Annotated in this window: 13 protein-coding genes and 1 riboswitch; of the genes, 9 read left to right on the top strand and 4 right to left on the bottom strand. The window is 39.4% G+C overall.

Annotated elements, in window-relative coordinates; genetic code table 11:
- Nucleotides 1-830: 830 nt before the first annotated feature.
- The 3 genes from RMZ41_RS10520 (at nucleotide 831) to RMZ41_RS10510 (ending at nucleotide 3,837) form a co-directional block, all read left to right on the top strand.
- Nucleotides 831-1,328, top strand: a complete 498-nt coding sequence (locus RMZ41_RS10520; RefSeq protein ID WP_409875087.1) for a beta-lactamase hydrolase domain-containing protein — start codon at nucleotides 831-833, stop codon at nucleotides 1,326-1,328.
- A gap of 266 nt (nucleotides 1,329-1,594) precedes the next feature.
- Nucleotides 1,595-1,691: riboswitch (TPP riboswitch) on the top strand.
- A 7-nt stretch (nucleotides 1,692-1,698) separates the two neighbouring features.
- The gene (thiC, locus tag RMZ41_RS10515) at nucleotides 1,699-3,072 is read left to right on the top strand and encodes a phosphomethylpyrimidine synthase (protein WP_322641386.1); all 1,374 of its coding nucleotides are present in this window, start codon (nucleotides 1,699-1,701) and stop codon (nucleotides 3,070-3,072) included.
- A gap of 120 nt (nucleotides 3,073-3,192) precedes the next feature.
- Complete coding sequence (locus RMZ41_RS10510; protein ID WP_322641387.1) at nucleotides 3,193-3,837, top strand: phosphotransferase-like protein; 645 nt, start codon at nucleotides 3,193-3,195, stop codon at nucleotides 3,835-3,837.
- A gap of 322 nt (nucleotides 3,838-4,159) precedes the next feature.
- Here the strand turns inward: RMZ41_RS10510 and RMZ41_RS10505 are convergent, their stop codons facing one another.
- Nucleotides 4,160-6,148 carry a S8 family serine peptidase gene (locus RMZ41_RS10505; RefSeq protein WP_322641388.1) on the bottom strand — a complete coding sequence of 663 codons (1,989 nt, stop codon included), beginning with the start codon at nucleotides 6,146-6,148 and terminating at the stop codon, nucleotides 4,160-4,162.
- 358 nt (nucleotides 6,149-6,506) lie between these two features.
- On the opposite strand from RMZ41_RS10505, the gene RMZ41_RS10500 reads away from it, so the two are divergent.
- The 3 genes from RMZ41_RS10500 to RMZ41_RS10490 are packed head-to-tail and all read left to right on the top strand — an operon-like array spanning nucleotide 6,507 to nucleotide 8,142.
- Entirely contained in the window at nucleotides 6,507-7,088 is a 582-nt protein-coding gene (locus RMZ41_RS10500) for a hypothetical protein (protein WP_322641389.1), read from the top strand.
- A 23-nt stretch (nucleotides 7,089-7,111) separates the two neighbouring features.
- Nucleotides 7,112-7,444 carry a hypothetical protein gene (locus RMZ41_RS10495; protein WP_322641390.1) on the top strand — a complete coding sequence of 111 codons (333 nt, stop codon included), beginning with the start codon at nucleotides 7,112-7,114 and terminating at the stop codon, nucleotides 7,442-7,444.
- Nucleotides 7,444-8,142: a DUF6745 domain-containing protein gene (locus RMZ41_RS10490; protein WP_322734390.1), complete on the top strand. Its 699-nt coding sequence runs from the start codon at nucleotides 7,444-7,446 to the stop codon at nucleotides 8,140-8,142. The genes RMZ41_RS10495 and RMZ41_RS10490 overlap by 1 nt, the downstream gene beginning before the upstream one ends.
- A 65-nt stretch (nucleotides 8,143-8,207) precedes the next feature.
- Here RMZ41_RS10490 and RMZ41_RS10485 read toward each other — a convergent pair whose 3' ends face one another.
- The gene (locus RMZ41_RS10485) at nucleotides 8,208-12,686 is read right to left on the bottom strand and encodes a translation initiation factor IF-2 N-terminal domain-containing protein (RefSeq protein WP_322641392.1); all 4,479 of its coding nucleotides are present in this window, start codon (nucleotides 12,684-12,686) and stop codon (nucleotides 8,208-8,210) included.
- Between the two features lie 144 nt (nucleotides 12,687-12,830).
- Nucleotides 12,831-13,748 (bottom strand): histone deacetylase, encoded by a 918-nt coding sequence (locus RMZ41_RS10480; RefSeq protein WP_322641393.1) that lies wholly within the window; start codon nucleotides 13,746-13,748, stop codon nucleotides 12,831-12,833.
- A 108-nt stretch (nucleotides 13,749-13,856) separates the two neighbouring features.
- Here RMZ41_RS10480 and RMZ41_RS10475 point away from each other — a divergent pair, with 108 nt between their 5' ends.
- Nucleotides 13,857-14,867 carry a mechanosensitive ion channel family protein gene (locus RMZ41_RS10475; RefSeq protein WP_322641394.1) on the top strand — a complete coding sequence of 337 codons (1,011 nt, stop codon included), beginning with the start codon at nucleotides 13,857-13,859 and terminating at the stop codon, nucleotides 14,865-14,867.
- A gap of 65 nt (nucleotides 14,868-14,932) precedes the next feature.
- On the opposite strand, the gene RMZ41_RS10470 is transcribed toward RMZ41_RS10475, so the two are convergent.
- A complete protein-coding gene (locus tag RMZ41_RS10470) occupies nucleotides 14,933-15,712 on the bottom strand; it encodes an MBL fold metallo-hydrolase (RefSeq protein WP_322641395.1) in 780 nt (259 codons plus the stop codon).
- Nucleotides 15,713-15,974: 262 nt separating this feature from the next.
- Here RMZ41_RS10470 and RMZ41_RS10465 point away from each other — a divergent pair, with 262 nt between their 5' ends.
- Nucleotides 15,975-17,297 (top strand): P-loop NTPase fold protein, encoded by a 1,323-nt coding sequence (locus RMZ41_RS10465; protein ID WP_322641396.1) that lies wholly within the window; start codon nucleotides 15,975-15,977, stop codon nucleotides 17,295-17,297.
- A gap of 19 nt (nucleotides 17,298-17,316) precedes the next feature.
- Nucleotides 17,317-19,156: tetratricopeptide repeat protein (locus RMZ41_RS10460; protein ID WP_409875083.1), on the top strand; the 1,840-nt coding region annotated here is incomplete at its 3' end.

Genomic DNA, 19,156 nt, shown 5'->3' with positions numbered 1-19,156 from the left:
TTGATTTTTGAACGAAATTAGGTATTGTAGCGTGTGTTAGAACGGAGTTCGTAACGCACTATTATCACGGGTTTGATGCGTTACGCTGTCGCTAACACATCCTACGGGTATTTTCGGAAATCAAACCGGATTCCTATATTTAATAATCTATAGGATTACTATTTGATTTTTGAACGAAATTAGGTATTGTAGCGTGTGTTAGAACGGAGTTCGTAACGCACTATTATCACGGGTTTGATGTGTTACGCTGTCGCTAACACATCCTACGGATATTTTCTCCAAATCAAACCGGATTCCTACAGGTTTTTTAAGTAATAACTTTAGGTTATTTATAAAATTATTAAATTATCTTCAGATAAATTCGTATAACTATTACATTTATACTCTTGCCAATATTCCAATGCCACTAACAAGTGTGACCACCTCGGTTTGGGTATTTCTACTATTAGCTCAAATATGACAGTATGCATCGGATTATAACCGTTTAAATTCTGCTGGTGGTAGGTTTTTTATTTGTTCGTAGCTCATCAGTCTTACTTTATATGTATTTAAGAATACATATACTATTCGTGCAAGAGGTCTGATGTCGTATAACAAAATATAAATTAATGTAAACATATCGACAAAAACTATAATTAGTTTTAATCATCATTAATCCTATCGATAAACCGTATATTATGAATAAAGCAATAAAATAATCAGCTTTAAAAGGCAGATTTTGAATTAATCAAGCAATATCGTTTGATATTTAGCTAATTTTGCTGTGCATATTTGAATAATCTTCTCAAAGCTTGCTAATTCGAGTATTTACCAAGCTAGAAGCTATTAAAATGTCCAAAGGAGTGAATGTGATCAACGCCATACAGATTAACGAAAACTTGACAACTACAGGACAAGTCATACCAAAACAGCTTGAGCAAGCTATCCAAGAAGGTTTTAAATCCATCCTAAATCTGCGATCGCCTGATGAGCTAGGATTTTCTAAAGATGAGCAAAAAGTCGCGGAAGCATTGGGGTTGCATTATGCGAATGTTCCGCTCAAGGTAGATTTAAAAAATTTGAATGAGGAGGCGATTACCAAAATCCTCACAACACTAGAACAAATTCCTAAACCAGCAGTTGTGCATTGTGCCGCCGGGATGCGATCGACTGGAATTGCACTCTTAAGTATCGCTATCCAAGAAGGATTAACACCAGAGGAAACCTTAGCACGAGCTAAGAAGTTGGGATTTGGATTCTTTGAACATGCTGGCGTTAGTCCTCGGCTGAGGCAATTATTTGTGGACTACGTTAACAAACATGCGAAAGTAGCCGTATCTAGTTACTGAAACAGATGTACTCAGGTAGAATTCGCGCAATCTTAGTAGTGGACGAGGCAACATACAAATTCAAGGCGATCGCTCCATAATACAAGTGGTTAAAAGCTTTCAGTTGAAGGAGGAAATTCACAAGGCAATATTAGACATTATTCAACAGAAACAGCAATGTCTACGACGGGCTGCGCCTACGCCAGACTCGGAAACAGCTTAATAGTACTCTCACCTCATAAATTGTTAACACCCCTGCTCCCAGATATAACGAAAGTGATACACTACATCCATGCTAGGGGTGCCTATATAACCAGGCTGAGATCACACCCTTAACACCTGAGTCTGGGTAATACCAGCGGAGGGAAGCTGTTTATTGAGGAATCACAATATGCGGACAGAATGGGTTGCTAAACGGCGTGGGCAGAGTAATGTATCTCAAATGCACTACGCCCGCCAAGGTGTTATCACCGAAGAAATGCACTACGTCGCCCAACGAGAAAATCTCCCTGCCGATCTCATTCGTGAGGAAGTGGCACGGGGGCGAATGATTATCCCCGCTAATATTAATCACACTAATTTAGAGCCGATGGCTATTGGCATCGCTTCTAAATGTAAAGTCAATGCTAATATCGGCGCTTCCCCCAACTCTTCTAATCTTCAGGAAGAAGTTGATAAGCTGAATCTGGCGGTGAAATACGGTGCTGATACCGTGATGGATTTGTCTACAGGTGGCGGTAATTTGGATGAAATTCGTACCGCAATCATCAAGGCTTCACCTGTTCCCATCGGTACTGTGCCGGTTTACCAAGCTTTAGAAAGTGTCCACGGCACAATCGAGAACCTGACTGCTGATGATTTTCTCCATATCATCGAAAAGCACGCCCAGCAAGGAGTAGATTATCAAACTATCCACGCGGGGATTTTGATTGAGCATTTGCCTTTGGTGAGAAGCCGGATCACTGGTATTGTCTCTCGCGGCGGCGGTATTTTGGCGCGGTGGATGTTACATCACCACAAACAAAACCCGCTTTATACCCACTTCCAAGACATTGTTGAGATTTTCAAAAAGTACGATGTCTCTTTCAGTTTAGGAGATTCCCTGCGTCCTGGCTGCGCCCATGATGCCTCAGATGAAGCACAATTAGCTGAATTGAAAACACTGGGACAGCTAACTCGCAAAGCCTGGGAAGATGATGTTCAGGTAATGGTGGAAGGGCCGGGACACGTGCCAATGGATCAAATTGAGTTCAACGTCCGTAAGCAGATGGAAGAGTGTTCTGAAGCACCTTTCTATGTTTTGGGGCCATTGGTGACAGACATTGCTCCTGGTTATGACCATATTACTTCAGCTATTGGAGCAGCTATGGCTGGATGGTACGGTACTGCAATGCTGTGCTATGTAACACCTAAAGAACATTTGGGTCTACCAAATGCCGAAGATGTACGGAATGGGTTGATTGCCTATAAAATAGCGGCTCATGCGGCTGATATTGCTAGACATCGCCCCGGTGCAAGGGATAGAGATGATGAACTTTCTAAGGCGCGTTACAACTTCGATTGGAACCGTCAGTTTGAATTATCACTCGATCCAGAAAGAGCTAAGGAATATCACGACGAAACTCTGCCAGCAGATATCTATAAAACTGCTGAGTTTTGTTCGATGTGTGGGCCTAAGTTCTGTCCAATGCAAACTAAGGTTGATGCTGATGCGCTGACAGAATTAGAGAAGTTCTTGGCAAAAGAGCCTGTGACTCAAAATTAATTGACGCGGGGATGCAAACAGAAGTACTTTAAAGAGTTTAGTAGTTTTGTCGGGTGCGTTACTGCATAGCGTAACGCACCTCTAACTGCTTCGCCGCCTATTTATTAAGAGTTGCTAAGGATGCGAGAAGCGATCGTGGAACAGACACAAAAGCTAGGGCAGATTGTAATCCTGAATGGTACTCCGCGATCGGGGAAGTCGAGTATTGTGGAAGCGATTCAGGAGACGTTTGATGGCGTATGGATGAACTTGGGTGTCGATAGGTTTATGCAAATGACTCCTGCACGATACCTACCTGGCATCGGTCTGCGGCCAGGGGGAGAACGTCAGGATATTGAACCTATCGTTCCTATTTTGTACAGCGCTATGTATGAATCCATCGCTTCCCACAGCCGCTTGGGACTAAATGTTGTGGTTGATGTCGGACACCATGATGCATACGCAACGAAGCGAGGAATTCTGACCGATAGTGCCCGACGTTTAAACGGATTGCCTGTCTTGTTCGTAGGCGTTCGCTGCCCTATTGAGATAATTATGGAAAGACGACAAAATACGGAATGGAATGTAGTAAATGCAGCCGATTACCCAGTGCCACCTCCGGTTGAGTTATGGCAACGTGAAGTCCACATCCCTGGTATTTATGACCTTGAAGTTGATACCTCTTTGTTAAGTCCGGGTGCGTGTGCTGAGGTAATACGCCAGCATCTCGTAAATAGTCCAGTACCATCGGCATTTCAACAACTCGCTGCACTGTCTCCCAATTAAATAAGGGATTTACAGATAATAAAAATATCCCATCGCTTTAAAGGCAGGGGGCAGGGGGCAGGGGGCAGGGAGTAGGGGGCAGGGGGAAGGAAAGTCGTAGTGAAGTTCAGAAATTGGATAATTTATTTTCTGGAGTTCCCTAATCATCTAGCTGTACTAAACCGTATTCAGCCTTCAGGAGTGCTGAGTAACCCTATAACGAAATAGGGAGATTCAAGTTAAAGTTATGTAAGATTTGAGGTTTTGCTTCTCTCAAAATATAAGGTTGGGTTTTGCTGTTGCTCTACCCAGCCTATAATTTCTTTAACCCAAGCGTATTGGACTAAAATCCAATTTCAATGGTTAAGCTGCGAATTTTTCCTGTATCTGTGTTCGCTTTATCTGCAACTTCAAGTGTCCAGGTTCCTTGAGGACTTTTACCTTTAAAAGCAGCAAGTTTTGGGGTGTTTACCTCGTCATAAGTTGTTTTGATATTATCTGTAGCTCCGCCAAGGCGATCGTGCAGAATGATGGGAAGTATACCTATTTGCACTGGGGGAAGGAGAGTAACTACAAGATCGCCAATATAAGTATGCTCGATATCTATATTAACTTTGATGGATTTCATTAGGCTGGTATTAGCGATCGCCAACGATAATGTTGATACTTGCAAATCGTTAATTGGGATATCTTGCACTGCCTTGAATATGCTAATGGGCGATGTTTGCGCTGGCTTGGCCAATTCTACAGCTTTCAGAGCATTCATTCGACCGTAACCATAGAAAGGGCTGCGACCATTGGCATCATATTTACCTCCAGCTTGATCGATGCGATCGCAGGAGCGTTTTATAATATCTCTTACTTCGTCCCAACGCAGATTTGGGTTTCTGGCAATAATCAAGGCTGCTACCCCAGCCGCACCCGGACAGGAACTAGATGTGCCGCCGAATTCGTTCGTATAGTTGCCTCCAGCATCACCCAGATTGCGATTAACCGAATTATAGCCAACGACACCAGTGCGATCGGTTGTCCAAATTCCAGGAGTTTGAGAACTATCACCATTGTTACTAGGAAAAGCACACCACACCGCTTGACCAAAGTCGCTGTAAGCGCTTCTCGTACCAAAGTCGTTACAAGCTGCCACCGCAATTACCTTTTGGTAACTAGCGTAGCCGTCGTTATCCACACTTTCGTTGCCATTGCCAGCCGCGAATAAAATTACACAGCCCTTGCCGTTGCGTCCTTTATTGATTGCAAAGTCCATAGCAAGTCTTGTAGAGTCAGGCAGAGGTACTTTTTGCTTATGCAGAGGATCGTTTGGCTCAAACCAAGTACCATCTGCTGGGCCCCAGCTACAAGAAATGACATCAGCGCCATTTTGAGCCGCCCAAATAAAAGCATCTGCTTCATCCTGTGACCCCAATGATGAAGCTAAACGAATCGGCATCAATTTTGCACCCGGTGCTACGCCTGATGCACCAAATTTCCCGTTTCCACAAGCTACTCCGGCACAAGCTGTCCCGTGGTTATTGTCGTTTCCGGGTCTGGGATTGTCACTTTTACGTGTGACATCACGCGGGGCAACAATCTTTCCAGAAGAACGAAATTCTTCATGATCGAGATCCACACCGTCGTCGATAATTGCAATTATCGTCCCTGTACCATCGCTTAATTTCCAAGCTGCCTCAACGTTGGCATGAGCGTTAATTACCTTACCATTGATTGTTGTTTGCTTTAAGTGCCATTGCTGCGGAAAAACCTGACGTTGGCGTGATTCACGCACTAGTTCAGGATGGCACAGTTCAACTGATTCTTCATTCAGAAGTCTCTCGGCGATGTCAAAGATGGCTATACCAGTATTTGCAGGTGCATTGACGAAATAAGCATTTCGTGCATATTCAAGTTGGCGTTTAATTGTTAAACCGTAACGTTTTAATACTTCTTGACAGATGCTTGATTCTTCTTCGTTATCGAATTTAATGAACAGGTTTTCGGTGTAAATTATCGGTTGATTGGATACTGGATCGATGAGGACACGTCCAGCAAATTGGACTTCAGACTCTTGATTGAGAATTTCACGGGCGCGATCGCGCAGAGCAACACCTTGAGTCGGAGTTTTCGCCCGTAAAATTTCTACACCCGCTTGCCGAAATCGTGTTGTTAACTCGAATTGATTGAGGATGCTACGAGCCGTGGGTGACACAGGCGCGACTTCAAACGGTCTTGCACCGACAATAGTACTGCGGCTTTCGGTACGCACTACAAGGTGTTCGTCACTGATAGCAAGTTCATACTGTGTACCGTTTTGTCCACCATAGCGAACCTGAACCATATTTTAATCTCCTAAATGTTTTGAAATTGGGAATTGGGAATTGGGAAACTGCATTAGGATTTACTTTTAAAGCTTGCTGTATGGTATATGCAGTTTGCACTTACGTTTAGTTTATGGACGCTTTTTATTTCATGTGTTATGTGTGTATTACGACATTAGAAAGATACAGCTTAAATAGGATTTAATCTCTCTAAAGTTCCTACAAACTTCCGATTCGTCTTTCCACAAAAGAGGAGATTCAAAGTAGGCTGCTTTAAGAATCTTCACTATCGTTAGGGGCATATAACTTGCATACAGATGAAAAATTTGTATTCCACACCACTAAAAAACGCTATAACATCATTAGAACTTAAGAAAAATGTTTTATTTTCCGGCTGAGTATTTTCTCCAGGTGTACTCTTTACCCCTGATTGCTGAAGTGAAATTTCAAAATGACTATTTTTCTGAGTATCCTGAACAAATTCGCGTTGGCAGCGATGACACTGCTGTATCTTACACTCGGAAGTCCGGGTACTATGCAATACATTATAATCAGCCCAAAACGATCGCACCAGGAGCGATTTTACAACTTGATGGTGCGATGTCTACGACGGGCTACGCCTACGCAGTTTTTTCAGGCGAACCTAATTCATCAGAGCAGAATAAACTGAGTCCGATTTACACACTGCAACCCAATGGTTCTTTAGCAGTACCAACGGGACTGGTTTTTATCCGCTTTGCTGAAGGCGTTGATGTGGAATCTCAGCACGAGGTAATTAATCAAGCGGGTTACGAAGTAGTACAAATCCTTGACTATGCACCTCATGGCGCTTGGTTGCGTGCCCGTTCGGGTAATATTGCTGATGCGATCGCTAAAATTCCTCAGTTAGAAGCGATACCTAAAGTTGAGAATATCGAACCTCAGATGCTTATGGAAAGAGGTTTGAGACTAGAGCGTTGATAATTCGTAATTATATAAAAAAGATGTTTAAGAACAGCAATAACTCTGAAAATAGTATTCTTTACAGACATGGCGACGTTTTGATCGGGCATATTGCTAGCTTACCTGTCGGTGCTAAGAAGGGTGTAGGTTCTACTCTTGCTCATGGTGAAGTTACAGGACATAGCCATCGCATTCAGCAATCAGATGCTGTTCAGTTGTGGCTACATGATAGTGAGCTTTTTCTTGAGGTTAAAGAAGCAAGTGCTACTTTAGTTCATGAAGAACATCGGGCGATTGAATTACCCCGAGGGCTTTACCGCGTCTGGAAACAACGCGAATATCGACCTGATGCTTATGTGGAGGTGATAGATTAATGCTCAAGATCATGTCGAATGGACGTGTGCCGAATAAGCCAATTAAGCAGCGCCCAAATCCAAGTCACGAGCCTGTATCATCTGAGAATGCTCGAAAGCTTATCCTTGAGCATCGCGCTTGGGATGGGATGCGCGTTTTAGGCCATCTCGATTTAAGCGGTGCGTTCGATCTTTACAATCTCCCTGAAAATCTCACTTGTGAAAGTCTTGATATCAGCGACTGTGTAAACCTCACAACTCTTCCTAAAGGACTCCATGTTACCTCTTGGATCGAGTTGGCTGGAAGTGGAATTAACAGTGTATCTGCTGGGCATGGTTTTGTCTGGCGCTGGCGAGGCGTGCAGGTGACAGATAAGATTGCCTTTGAATCCCAGTCTCTAACGGGACAAGATATCCTAAATGTGGAGAATGTTGAGTTGCGGCGCGTCCTGATTGAACGCTTGGGATACGAGACATTTTTGCAGCAAGTGGGAGGATTGATCCGCGATCGCGATCGTGATGCTGGTGGAGAACGTCAACTAGTCTATATTCCTTTTGAGGATGACGAGCCGTTTATGGTTTTGAAAGTCACCTGTCCATCTACAGGACATATTCATATCTTGCGCGTCCCCCCTCACATGCAGACTTGCCATCAAGCAGCCGCTTGGATTGCAGGTTTTAATAACCCAGATGATTATAACCCTGCGATCGAAGCTTAATCGAACAACATTTGACACTAGCTTTGAAAGCAACGCCCAGAGTCGCAATCTTAATCACTGTTCATTCAAGATAAGAGGCGAGAAACATCAACGAAACCTTTATGAAGACTGACAATATTTGAAACCTCAGAATACATACTTCCGACTTTACCTGATTGATGGGTAAATAAATTATGACAACCCACAATTATCAGCAGTTCTTGAGCGCGAGAAAATGCAACATTTACGCGTTCTGGTTTCTTAGCAAATCCGACATCGCCTTTACTATTGTTGCGAACCATACTCACAATCACAACAGGTCTTTCCATACCTTGAAATCTGTCTACTGTCCCAGTACGAATCTCTAATGAAGGGAAAATTTCAGATTGCAGACGTTCATCAATTTTTCTTAATTGAGCGCCATAAAACGTAATTACGGCGATTTCTTTTTTTGGTTCACCATCAGCAACTTTAGAAGCCCAGGTAGTCTCAAACTGCTGACACAAACGTTCAATCGCATCAACTTCCGGAGTATTAAAGTAAGAAGTTCCGTTTCTTTGCTCTAAAAACTGATTTTCTATAGGCGTTTTTACCCAAATAATATGCTGAGATTCTTGGATGATTTCGCCTGCTAAATGATGTGCGCGTTTTGTGTCCGGCTCCAAAAGACCAGATTCTAATTTACCATCATAAAACTGATTGATTGCACCCATAATAAATGGATGCATTCGATATTGTGTAGTTAACATTTGTTTAATGCTTTCATCAGCCGATTCAAACTGACTTTTAAATAGCGATTCTTCTAAAAATTGTAATTCGTCTCGTGTATTACCAATTGTTTGAGCAACTTCTTCTAAAGTGCTAGTATCAAGCATGGGTGGTAATTGCCGATGATCGCCTACCATGACTAACTTTTTACCTTTCAAAGCTGGGATTAATAATTCTGGTGGAGTACACTTACTAACCTCATCAATAATAACAACATCAAATGATTTAAATTCTTCCGAAAAACCTCTACTTGCAGCTTGAACGCATGTTATACCAACGACGTTAGCATTATCTAAATAAATACGTCTTAAATCGTCACTATCGCCTTCCGTTGGCTGTCTTAATTTTCCAATCCAATCTTGTACAAAATTCTGATATTTTTTGAGATAAATTTCGTCTTTTTCAAGTTCTTTTTGCCAAAATTCAAACTGAATATTTATCCCACGCAATAACTCTATATTAAACAAATCAGCAGCAAAATTTTCTGGCTTAAACTTATCCGGGATTCTTTGCCATTCTCTCAACCACCAATTTCTTTCTTCAATTAAACTATCTGATGGTTGTGGTTGTAATTTTTCTTCTATTTCACGTAAGCTAATTTGTAATTTTTGAAGCTGCTGTAGAGAAGTTTTAGTTTCTTCTTGTAGATTTGATAAATGCTGATGTAAGGAATTTCTAATCATCTCTAGCACAGCAAAAGGCTGTAATAATGAAATTAAGGTTTCAAGCTGATTAATAGAAGTTGCCCAATAATTCACTTGATTTGAAAATTCTTGTGGTTTCTCCCAAATGTTTGATTGGGTTGCAAGATATTTCTCAATTAAAGTGCGTAACTGAATAGGTATATTTTGTTGGTTAAGTTCTTGTAAGAGATTAATAACTCTGCCAAGTTGTAAATTAGCGTCTTGCTGTGCTTTTTCTACCTCAGCTTGAGTAATGGATATTTGGTGTTCGCTAATTTCATTTTTCTGAAGTTCATTTAATTGTCTTTGTAGATACTGTAACTGTTGCTCAGTTTCTGTTTTGACTTTTAAAACACATTGACGTGCGTTTACAAGAATAGTATCTAATAATTCTTGAGTAATTCGGGTAAGAGTAGAATCGATATTATTCCATTCCCACGATCCGCCATAAGTCCGTTGCATTCTAATTAAGAAAACCTGGGTATTTTCAACAAGTAATTTTCGCTGTTTGGGGTTGAGTAACTGATAATTACTAAACTGTTGATAGGTTTCTTGCCATTGGGTGCGATCGCTCTTTAATAGCACCATTGGAATCTGGCTAAAATTTTCTTGTAAAAAATAACTAAAATTATGCTGTTTACCGCGTCTATCAGTAAAACCTCCGTCTATTTCATAAGCGATCGCTTTTGTCAATAACTCCCATTCTGGTAGGTTAATTTTGTAAGTCTTTGGTACTATTGGTAGTTTTAATGTATTAGCAAACATCAACAAACCTAGCGGTAAGTCCACTAAATTCTCTGTGAGTGGTAAACCTGATTGTTGACAATCTTTTAAAGTTTGATACAGATGAGACGGTGCTGTAGATTTCCATTCTTTTACTGCTGAGATAATATAATCAATTTCACGCTGGCGGTTCTCCCAAATTTGGATTGTTTGCTGTAAATTTTGCAGTTTGGCAAGATATTTCTGATAATCTGGTTGTACTTGATTTAATAATGCAAAATTCTGTTTGACAACCTCCACTGATGCTGCAACTTCTAAGATAGCTTTACTCGCTTCTTCAGCATGAGTAAAAGCAGTTTTAAATCCAGAAATTTCTGTTGCTACAGTTTCATGCAACCAAACTGCTAAACCAAAAGCACCAAGCGCTGGACGCACCAAGCCAAGTTCATCAGTATATTTTATCGTTTGACGAACATTTGCTAAAAATTCCTCTACTAAACTATTACCTTCTGTGTATGGTTTCAGAAGTGGCAAAAAATCTGTAACTTCTGGAGCTTCCCAGTTAATATTTGGTACAGTGTTTAGTATGTTTTCTAAACCTGTAATTAGAGATTCAACGTTGTTCTGTTTTTCTACAGTTTCGTTGTAAGATTGTTCTTTATTTTTAAAATTAGTTTCTATCTTTAACTTATTTTTATTGAATTTTGCTTGCTGCTGATTGAATTCTTCCTCGGCTTGAAAGTAAGGTGCGAATCTTGGTGTTGATGACAGTAATTGCCTGAAAATTTGAATATTTTCCAGCCGTTGTGTAATATTATTTTCGCAGTCAGTTGCTGTATTTTCTAGCCATCTTCCTATAACTTGGTCTTCTAAAAATGGCTGTCCTTCTTCACCAACTTTTTCGGCTCTACCCTTGCGTACAGCCCGAATCACTGGATTGTGAACTAATCGACTCAGGGCGTTATCTACTGCTAAATTGGCTTGAGAAGCAATTAAAGTTCTTCCACCGCGAAGGGCAATTTGATAGCAAATCTCGGCAATTACGGTAGTTTTACCAGTACCTGGTGGCCCTTGGATAAGAACAAGATCCTTAGCGGCAAGTACTTTTTCTACTGCTGCTTTTTGACCGGGATTAGCAGAAGATAATAATAAATCTTGTGGTTGAAGTTCAACAGTTGTTTTGATTTGTCTAGCCTGAGAAGCATCGAATAAAAAGTTACCCAAGTAGGGGTTTTGGGTGTAACCATTATTCAAATCATCTAAAGCTTTTTTCTTACGCTGAATCTGCTGAATATCACCAATTGCCTCGAAACACAAAAACCCTTTGTCTGGTAATTTATAACGCTCTGTTGCCATAAATTCAGCTAAGTCGCGTTCTAGTTTGAGGCTGATAATACCACGGTTGATATCAACTTCTTCAACAGTTCCTAATTGACGACCGCTAATCCAATTTTTGCCGACAGGAGCCGTTTCAAAAAGTTTTAAATCTTCATTCTTTGTGCGTCTTGCTCGTTCCCAAAAATTATCTACGTCGAGGGAATTTTGATAAAAGCCGTCAAGGGTGGCTGAGGTGACATCAATTTCAAAACTAATTCGTCTTTTTAAGTTATAGTTATGACTTACGTAACGCACACAAAATTGACGAGCTTTAGCAATTTTTTCCTCAATTTGCAAAAACGCTTTCCAAGCTTTCAGCTGATCTTCTGTAGGCACATTTTCGCCACAAACTGGCGCGGCGGCGATGCGCTTCAATGTCGTCGGTGGAATGTCGAGATGATGCTGATGATTAGCGAGTAAACGTAACCGACAAGGCATAGCATAGCTATCGGCGTGTCCGCGTGAAGGTTGTAACAATTGAGCCGAAAGTATTTTTAAGCCGTCGCGTCCATCTTTTTGTACAGCTGCTCTAAATCCTAATGTTTTTCTGAGCTTGTCAAGTCTTGCGGGTAATGGGAAATCATCGGAGTCTGTTGCTATTGTCAAATCCCAGATTTCCTCTCTTGCCTCTTTTCCTGCGCCTTTGCGACGCACATAAAATAGAGAAGGCTTTTTACCGACACATTCATACATTAACTCATTGGCGCGATCGCGGCGCTCTCTAAAATCAGAATATGATTTGAGGGCAGCCTCACCTTCAAGATGGCGGATGAAACTATCTATTGCTGAAGCTATAAACATATAGCCCCAATCTTCAGAGTTGGTTTTGGTTTTTGACGATTTTGCTGCTAGTTTACTTATCGCTACACGAATACGTTCTGCATCGGATTCTGGAATTGCACTGGTATGGCTTTTGACTGCAATTTTAAGTTTTTCACAAATTACTAGTAGCTTCTTGCTATCTAAATTTAATTCTTTTGCTAGTTCGTAGACTCTGATTTTGCCGTTGTTCATCCAGTTAACAATTGAGGGTTTATATTTAAACGCAGAGGGGTGCAAAGTATTATTTTAATCCCATTTACTACTAATTAAATTTGGCAAGGCTCTGCGTACCTCTGCGTTTACTTTTGCACCCCTTTGCGTTGAAAAACTTTAGGACTATAGTTTGTACTGCTGATAAACTTCACTAGCGGCACGATGCAACAGCGAATGCCGCCAAACTAAAGATTTCATATCATCCGCATAGCCGCCGCCAATGACGCAAGCGACGGGATAACCGCTACTGATACAAGTACTTAAAACCTGCATTTCTCGGCGAAAAATGCCAGCATCGGTTAAGGCTAATTTGCCCAAGCGATCGCCTATATGAGGGTCAACACCAGCATCATAAAATACTAAGTCTGGCTTGACTTTAGACAATAAATCTGCTAAGTAATTCGCTAAGGTTTGTAAATAAGCGTCGTCTTCCATTCCCACCGGTAAAGGAACATCCAAATCGCTGTTTTGTTTTGTACCGGGGAAATTCACTTCGCAGTGCATGGAGAAAGTAAAAACGCTGTCGTCGTCTTGGAAGATAAAAGCCGTACCGTCTCCTTGATGGACATCCAAATCGACAATTAGGATTTTTTGGACGAGTCCAAATTTTTGTAAAACGCGACAAGCGATCGCTAAATCGTTGAAAATACAAAAACCAGATCCATAACTGGGAAAGGCATGATGAGTTCCACCAGCTGTATTACAAGCTAAACCGTGACTTAGTGCCAGTTTTGCAGTGAGTATCGTACCACCTACCGCAACACAAGTACGATTCGCTAACGCTGGACTCCAAGGCAAACCAATGCGTCTCTGTGCTTTTGAGTCTAGGGTTCCTTCACAATAAGCTTGAACGTAGCTTGGGGTGTGGACTAACTCTATAAATTCTAGCGGTGGACGTTCGGGGGTGTGAAATTGTTCTTGATGCGCTACACCATCAGTTAACAGCAATTCGTAGAGTTGTCGGAACTTAGACATCGGGAAACGATGTCCTTCAGGTAGGGGAGCAATGTAATCTGGGTGGTAAATAATTGGCAAGTCCATAAGGAAATAAAATCTCAAGCAGCTAATCCGACAACAAGGTAAAATTTAGCCAGAATCACAGCAAAAATGCTAATCTTGTAAATCTAAAAATCCAAATTTAAAATTGATATGATGGAATGGATTACGCCGATAGTATTTATTTTAGCTGGCTTACTGGCTGGAATAATTGGTGAAAAAGTTATTTTCAAAAGACTAGAAATATTCGTTAATAATAAACGAATTGCTGGGGGTGATATTATATTTCATTCCCTGCATCGTATGACCTTTATTTGGTTTGTCTTTAGCGGTTTTTTTTGGGCAGTTCTGAGCGCACCCCTCAAGCCAGATATTGCCAACGTACTGCAAAAAGTTCTAACGATCGCACTGTTGTATTCAGTAACCCTAGTCTTCGCTAGATTGACTGCTGGTTTTGTGAATTTATTTATTCGCAGAGCCGAAGGCGTTCCCACATCACTAATTTCTAACCTTGCTAAAATTACTGTTTTAGTTTTGGGAACATTAATCATCTTGCAAACGGTGGGTGTTCAAATTACCCCGATAATCACAACTTTAGGGATTGGTGGTTTAGCAGTTGGTTTGGCACTTCAAGACACACTTGCAAATTTATTTTCTGGTTTTTATCTAATTATTTCTAAGCAAGTTAGAACGGGAGATTATGTAAAATTAGATGCTGGACATGAGGGATATGTTATAGATATTTCTTGGCGCAATACGACAATTAGAGAAATTTCCAATAATGTCGTTATTGTTCCTAATTCTAAGTTGTCTTCAGCGATTTTCACAAATTATCATTTACCTGCAAAAGAAATTACTTTAACAATGGATGTGGGTGTAAGTTATGATAGCGATTTGGAGCAAGTCGAAAAAGTAACTGTAGAAGTTGCCAAAGAAGTCATGCAAGAAATTGCACCAGAGTTAACAAAGAATGAACCATATATCAGATTTCATACTTTTAATGATTTTAGTATAGATTTTACGCTTTATATGCGGGTAAGCGAATACTTCGATCAGCGTATTGGTAAACATCTATTTGTGAAAAAACTACACAAACGCTATCAGCAAGCTGGAATTCAAATTCCTTTTCCGGTTAGAAAAGTATATATGCAAGATAATTCATGAAAAACTCCATCCCCTTGTGGGTGGAGTTTTTGGGCATGGAGAAGAAGTTTCGTCAGGTTAGGTGCTTAGATTGCTAATGCTCTTTTTTCTAATGGTAGTTCAAAGCGATCGCCTGGTTTCGGTTCAAGTACCCGCGTTGAAATATTGTTCTTCTCTAGTAACGAACGAAATTCTTCAGCACTTCCTTTAGTCTGAATGAGTTTCATCAGCAATCCCTCAAAGGATACATCTCCACCAGCCGCAGTAGGTAATATTACTTGAGGCTGTAACGATTTTACTACTTCTAAAGAACTATTTTTGCCTTTAATAATCGGCCCAAGTAAAGGTAAGGTCATGTCAATAAATGGTGTAATCACTACATCGATGGGTGTAGCTTGCTGAAGTTGTGGAGAATGATAACCGTGAGGCTCGTAGTATACAGTTAGACCACTCTCCAATTCTTTGAGAAGATAACTATTTTCTATCAAAGTGGGGCCAATGGGCGAACCGGGAAAAGCTTTGATTTCAACTTGATTATTTAAAGTGAAAGCTTCACCATGAGCCAATACTGTAACTTGGGTGTAACCTAAGTGCTGTACTACCTTGGCAGCATTGGGAGAGGCTACAACCTTGATGTTGTGGTCGAGTACCTGAAGCGTTGGTGGGTGAGCGTGGTCTTCTAAACCTTGAGACAGCAGGATCAAATCAATATTATCTGGGATTGGGCGATTTTGCGATCGCGAACCTTTGAATAACCAATCCAAATTGCTGAAAATTAACGAACCAACCAGCCAAGGGTCAATTAGGATTCGTTTTCCGCCGATTTCCAGTAACCAAGAATTGCTGTCGAACCAAGTTAAGAACATAAATTTTGTAACTTTTGTGAAGATAACGCCTACCTTCATTATCAATCGTGTCAGCTTTCTTGGTAACTGAAACTTTGTTTAACAGAGCCACCTTAAGGCAAAAACTTGAGCGCATATTTTGAGATGCCCTTGTATTGTCTCATCCCAAGTGAGGTAATGAGTTATTAAAAACACACCCTAGTAATTTCCACTTATGCTTTCGACCTTGATTTACAATATGATTACATTTAATGATTCTTTTCTCTTTATCGAAAAAATTGTTATGGCTCAAGACTTACATAGGCAACTCTACAATATGTTTAACCCGTTTAATCCTCTAGAGCCGGGAGACTTAGCTTATGTAGATTGTCAGGAGGTTAGAGGCGATGGCGACATCATGATGCAGCTAGGTAGTTCGATTGTTTTGTCAGATCAGCTTGTTTATCAATTATATACAGGGCATAGGGGAGCAGGTAAATCAACAGAATTAAAGCGACTTAAGGAATATTTAGAAAAAAAAGATTTTTATGTTGTTTACTTTGCTGCTGGGGATGATCTAGAAGAAGAAGATATTCAGCATACTGATATTTTACTAGCTTGTACGAGATATTTAATAGAAGCGTTAAAAGATAGTGCTAATGCCAATAAATTGGTTGATTGGTTAAAGGAACGATGGAAATCTCTAGAAGAATTAGCTTCAACGGAAATTTCTTTTGATCAAGCGAATATAGAACTTGGCATTTCTCAATTTGCTAAGGTAACTGCTGTAATGAAATCTTCTCCAAGTACTCGTCAGAAAATCCAGCAAGAGGTAGAAAAGCATACACCTTCTTTGATTGATGAATTGAATAAGTTTCTTGCTGAAGCAAGGCGTAAGTTGTCTGATAGATATTCAGGGATTGTTGTTATTGCAGATAATTTAGACCGAATTGGACTTGTATTCGATCAAGCGAGTCAACGCAGCAATCACGATCAGATTTTTATTGATCGGAGTGAACAACTTAAAAGGCTGCAATGCCATATGATTTATACTGTCCCTATTTCAATGGTCTACTCAGAGCGAGCAACGATCTTAGAGGATAGATTTGGATTGATTCACTCTTTACCAATGATTATGACTCATACTCCAGATGGAAGAGAATATCAATTTGGTATTGATAAACTTAAAGAACTTATTGAAAAACGAATTCATATTGTTAGTAAAAAGTTAAAACTAAACCAAGTATTTCAGGATGAAAAAGTCATAAAAGATTTATGTTTAATGAGTGGAGGTCATGTAAGAAACCTGATCTTATTAATAAGAATTGCATTAGAAAGAACTAAGACATTACCAGTTTCTCATAAAGAAGCACAACGAGCAATTACGGAAATGAGAAAGACTTATCGTAATGCAATAAATGAAAATGAATGGCAAACGTTAGCCAAAGTTTATCTGTCTCAACAAAAATCAAATAGTTATGATTATAATAAATTATTATTTAATCGTTGTATTCTAGAATATCATCTTGTAGAAAATGATAATATAAAGCCTTGGTATAATATTCATCCTTTGATTTTTGATATTGAAGAATTTCAAAGAGCATTAGAAAAAGAAGAAAATGGATAAATCAAGAAGATACTAATAAATGAAAAAGCTTTCTTCTGCCGACGATTTAGAAGAATTTTTGATGCCCACAAGCAAGCCTTATTTAACATCAAGTAAGGATAGTTTTTTAAATCAAGAACAAGAAGAAGAATACCAAATCTTGTTACGTTCAATTAGTTGGACAGATGGATTTGGATTGTTTTTTGTGGAATGTATTACAGAACAAGCAGAAAGATTAATACACAGACTAAAATCTGATTTACCTAAAAAGCACATCGAAGTTTTAAAATTTACTGAACCTATTGATAATCTTTATAATCTTGTTAATGGTTTATCTAATCGAGATGATATTAACATACTATGTATTGAAGGTTTGGAATTTTCTTTAAATGATTATATTAAATCCGGTTTTGGAGGCGAAGGAGATTATTACAAGGAGGATTCTGTTCCTCGTATTCTAGCTCATTTAAATTTGCAAAGAGAAAGATTTAGAGATAGTTTTAATATCTGCTTCCTTTTTTTATTACCTAAATTTGCTGTCAAATATTTTATCCGTCGTGCCCCAGATTTTTATGACTGGCGTTCAGGTACTTTTGAATTTTCTACAGATAAAGATATTTTAGAAAAAATACTACAAGTTATTGATAAAGATATTAAACAATACTTGAATGATTTTACTACTGATCAATGTCAAGAAAGGATTTTGAAAATTGATTCTATTTTAGATGAAGACTATCAAGATTTACATAAAAAAGCTGATTTGTTTTTTACAAAAGGATTACTTTTACTTAAAGTAAAACGTTTGAAAGATGCTATAGATTGTTATAAGAGTGCATTGGCTCTCAACGATAAATTAAGTCAAGCTTGGGAATATAGTGGAATTGCTTTGTTACTTTCTGAACGTGCAGAAGAATCTATTATTTGTTTTAATAAAGTTTTAGAAATTGACCCTAATAACTATAAAGTTTATTTCAATTTAGGATTAGCTTTCTTAAGTTTAGATCGTTCAGAAGATGCTATTATTAACTTTGATAAATATAGAAATATTAATCCTGATGATTATAAAGTTTGGAAACTTCGAGCTATAGTGCTTGGTAACTTAAAGCGTTATCAAGATGCACTTGCTAGTTTAGATAAAGCTTTAGAGTTTGAATCAGATGATTATCAACTTTGGATTTACAGAGTTAGATTGCTTGTTAACTTAAAGCGTTATCAAGATGCACTTGTTAGTTTGGATAAAGCTTTAGAGTTGAAATCAGATGCTTATGAGTTGTGGGAACTCCAAGCAAGATTGCTTGCTGATTTAGAGCGTTATCAAGATGCACTTGCTAGTTTGGATAAAGCTTTAGAGTTGAGATCAGATGTTTATGAGGTTTGGGAACTCAGAGCAAGATTGCTTACTGATTTAAAGCGTTATCAAGATGCACTTGCTAGTTTGGATAAAGCTTTAAAGTTGAAATCAGATGTTTATGAGATTTGGGAACTCCGAGCAAGATTGCTTACTGACTTAAAGCGTTATCAAGATGCACTTGCTAGTTTGGATAAAGCTTTAGAGTTGCAATCAGATGATTATGAGTTTTGGAAACTTCAAGCTATAGTGCTTGCCAACCTAGAGCGTTATCAAGATGCACTTGCTAGTTTGAATAAAGCTTTAGAATTGAAATCAGATGATTATAAAGTTTGGGAAATTCAAGCTAAATTTCTTATTGAATTAAAGCGTCATCAAGATGCATTTGTTAGTTTGGATAAAGCTTTAGAGTTGAAACCCGATGATTATGAGGTTTGGGAACTTCGAGCAAGATTGCTTGCCAACCTAGAGCGTTATCAAGATGCACTTGCTAGTTTGAATAAAGCTTTAGAATTGAAATCAGATGATTATG

The organism is Nostoc sp. DedVER02, assembly GCF_034530675.2.
Lineage (GTDB): Bacteria > Cyanobacteriota > Cyanobacteriia > Cyanobacteriales > Nostocaceae > Nostoc.
The sequence above is the reverse complement of the archived record's forward strand: the minus strand, read 5'-3'. Positions and strand labels throughout refer to the sequence as shown.

What these genes read in the sequence shown, in the direction of transcription:
- RMZ41_RS10520 (WP_409875087.1), top strand. Translation starts at nt 831, where the DNA reads ATGTCCAAAGGAGTGAATGTGATCAACGCCATACAGATTAACGAAAAC.
- thiC (WP_322641386.1), top strand. Translation starts at nt 1,699, where the DNA reads ATGCGGACAGAATGGGTTGCTAAACGGCGTGGGCAGAGTAATGTATCT.
- RMZ41_RS10510 (WP_322641387.1), top strand. Translation starts at nt 3,193, where the DNA reads ATGCGAGAAGCGATCGTGGAACAGACACAAAAGCTAGGGCAGATTGTA.
- RMZ41_RS10505 (WP_322641388.1), bottom strand. Translation starts at nt 6,148, where the DNA reads ATGGTTCAGGTTCGCTATGGTGGACAAAACGGTACACAGTATGAACTT.
- RMZ41_RS10500 (WP_322641389.1), top strand. Translation starts at nt 6,507, where the DNA reads ATGTTTTATTTTCCGGCTGAGTATTTTCTCCAGGTGTACTCTTTACCC.
- RMZ41_RS10495 (WP_322641390.1), top strand. Translation starts at nt 7,112, where the DNA reads ATGTTTAAGAACAGCAATAACTCTGAAAATAGTATTCTTTACAGACAT.
- RMZ41_RS10490 (WP_322734390.1), top strand. Translation starts at nt 7,444, where the DNA reads ATGCTCAAGATCATGTCGAATGGACGTGTGCCGAATAAGCCAATTAAG.
- RMZ41_RS10485 (WP_322641392.1), bottom strand. Translation starts at nt 12,686, where the DNA reads ATGAACAACGGCAAAATCAGAGTCTACGAACTAGCAAAAGAATTAAAT.
- RMZ41_RS10480 (WP_322641393.1), bottom strand. Translation starts at nt 13,748, where the DNA reads ATGGACTTGCCAATTATTTACCACCCAGATTACATTGCTCCCCTACCT.
- RMZ41_RS10475 (WP_322641394.1), top strand. Translation starts at nt 13,857, where the DNA reads ATGATGGAATGGATTACGCCGATAGTATTTATTTTAGCTGGCTTACTG.
- RMZ41_RS10470 (WP_322641395.1), bottom strand. Translation starts at nt 15,712, where the DNA reads ATGTTCTTAACTTGGTTCGACAGCAATTCTTGGTTACTGGAAATCGGC.
- RMZ41_RS10465 (WP_322641396.1), top strand. Translation starts at nt 15,975, where the DNA reads ATGGCTCAAGACTTACATAGGCAACTCTACAATATGTTTAACCCGTTT.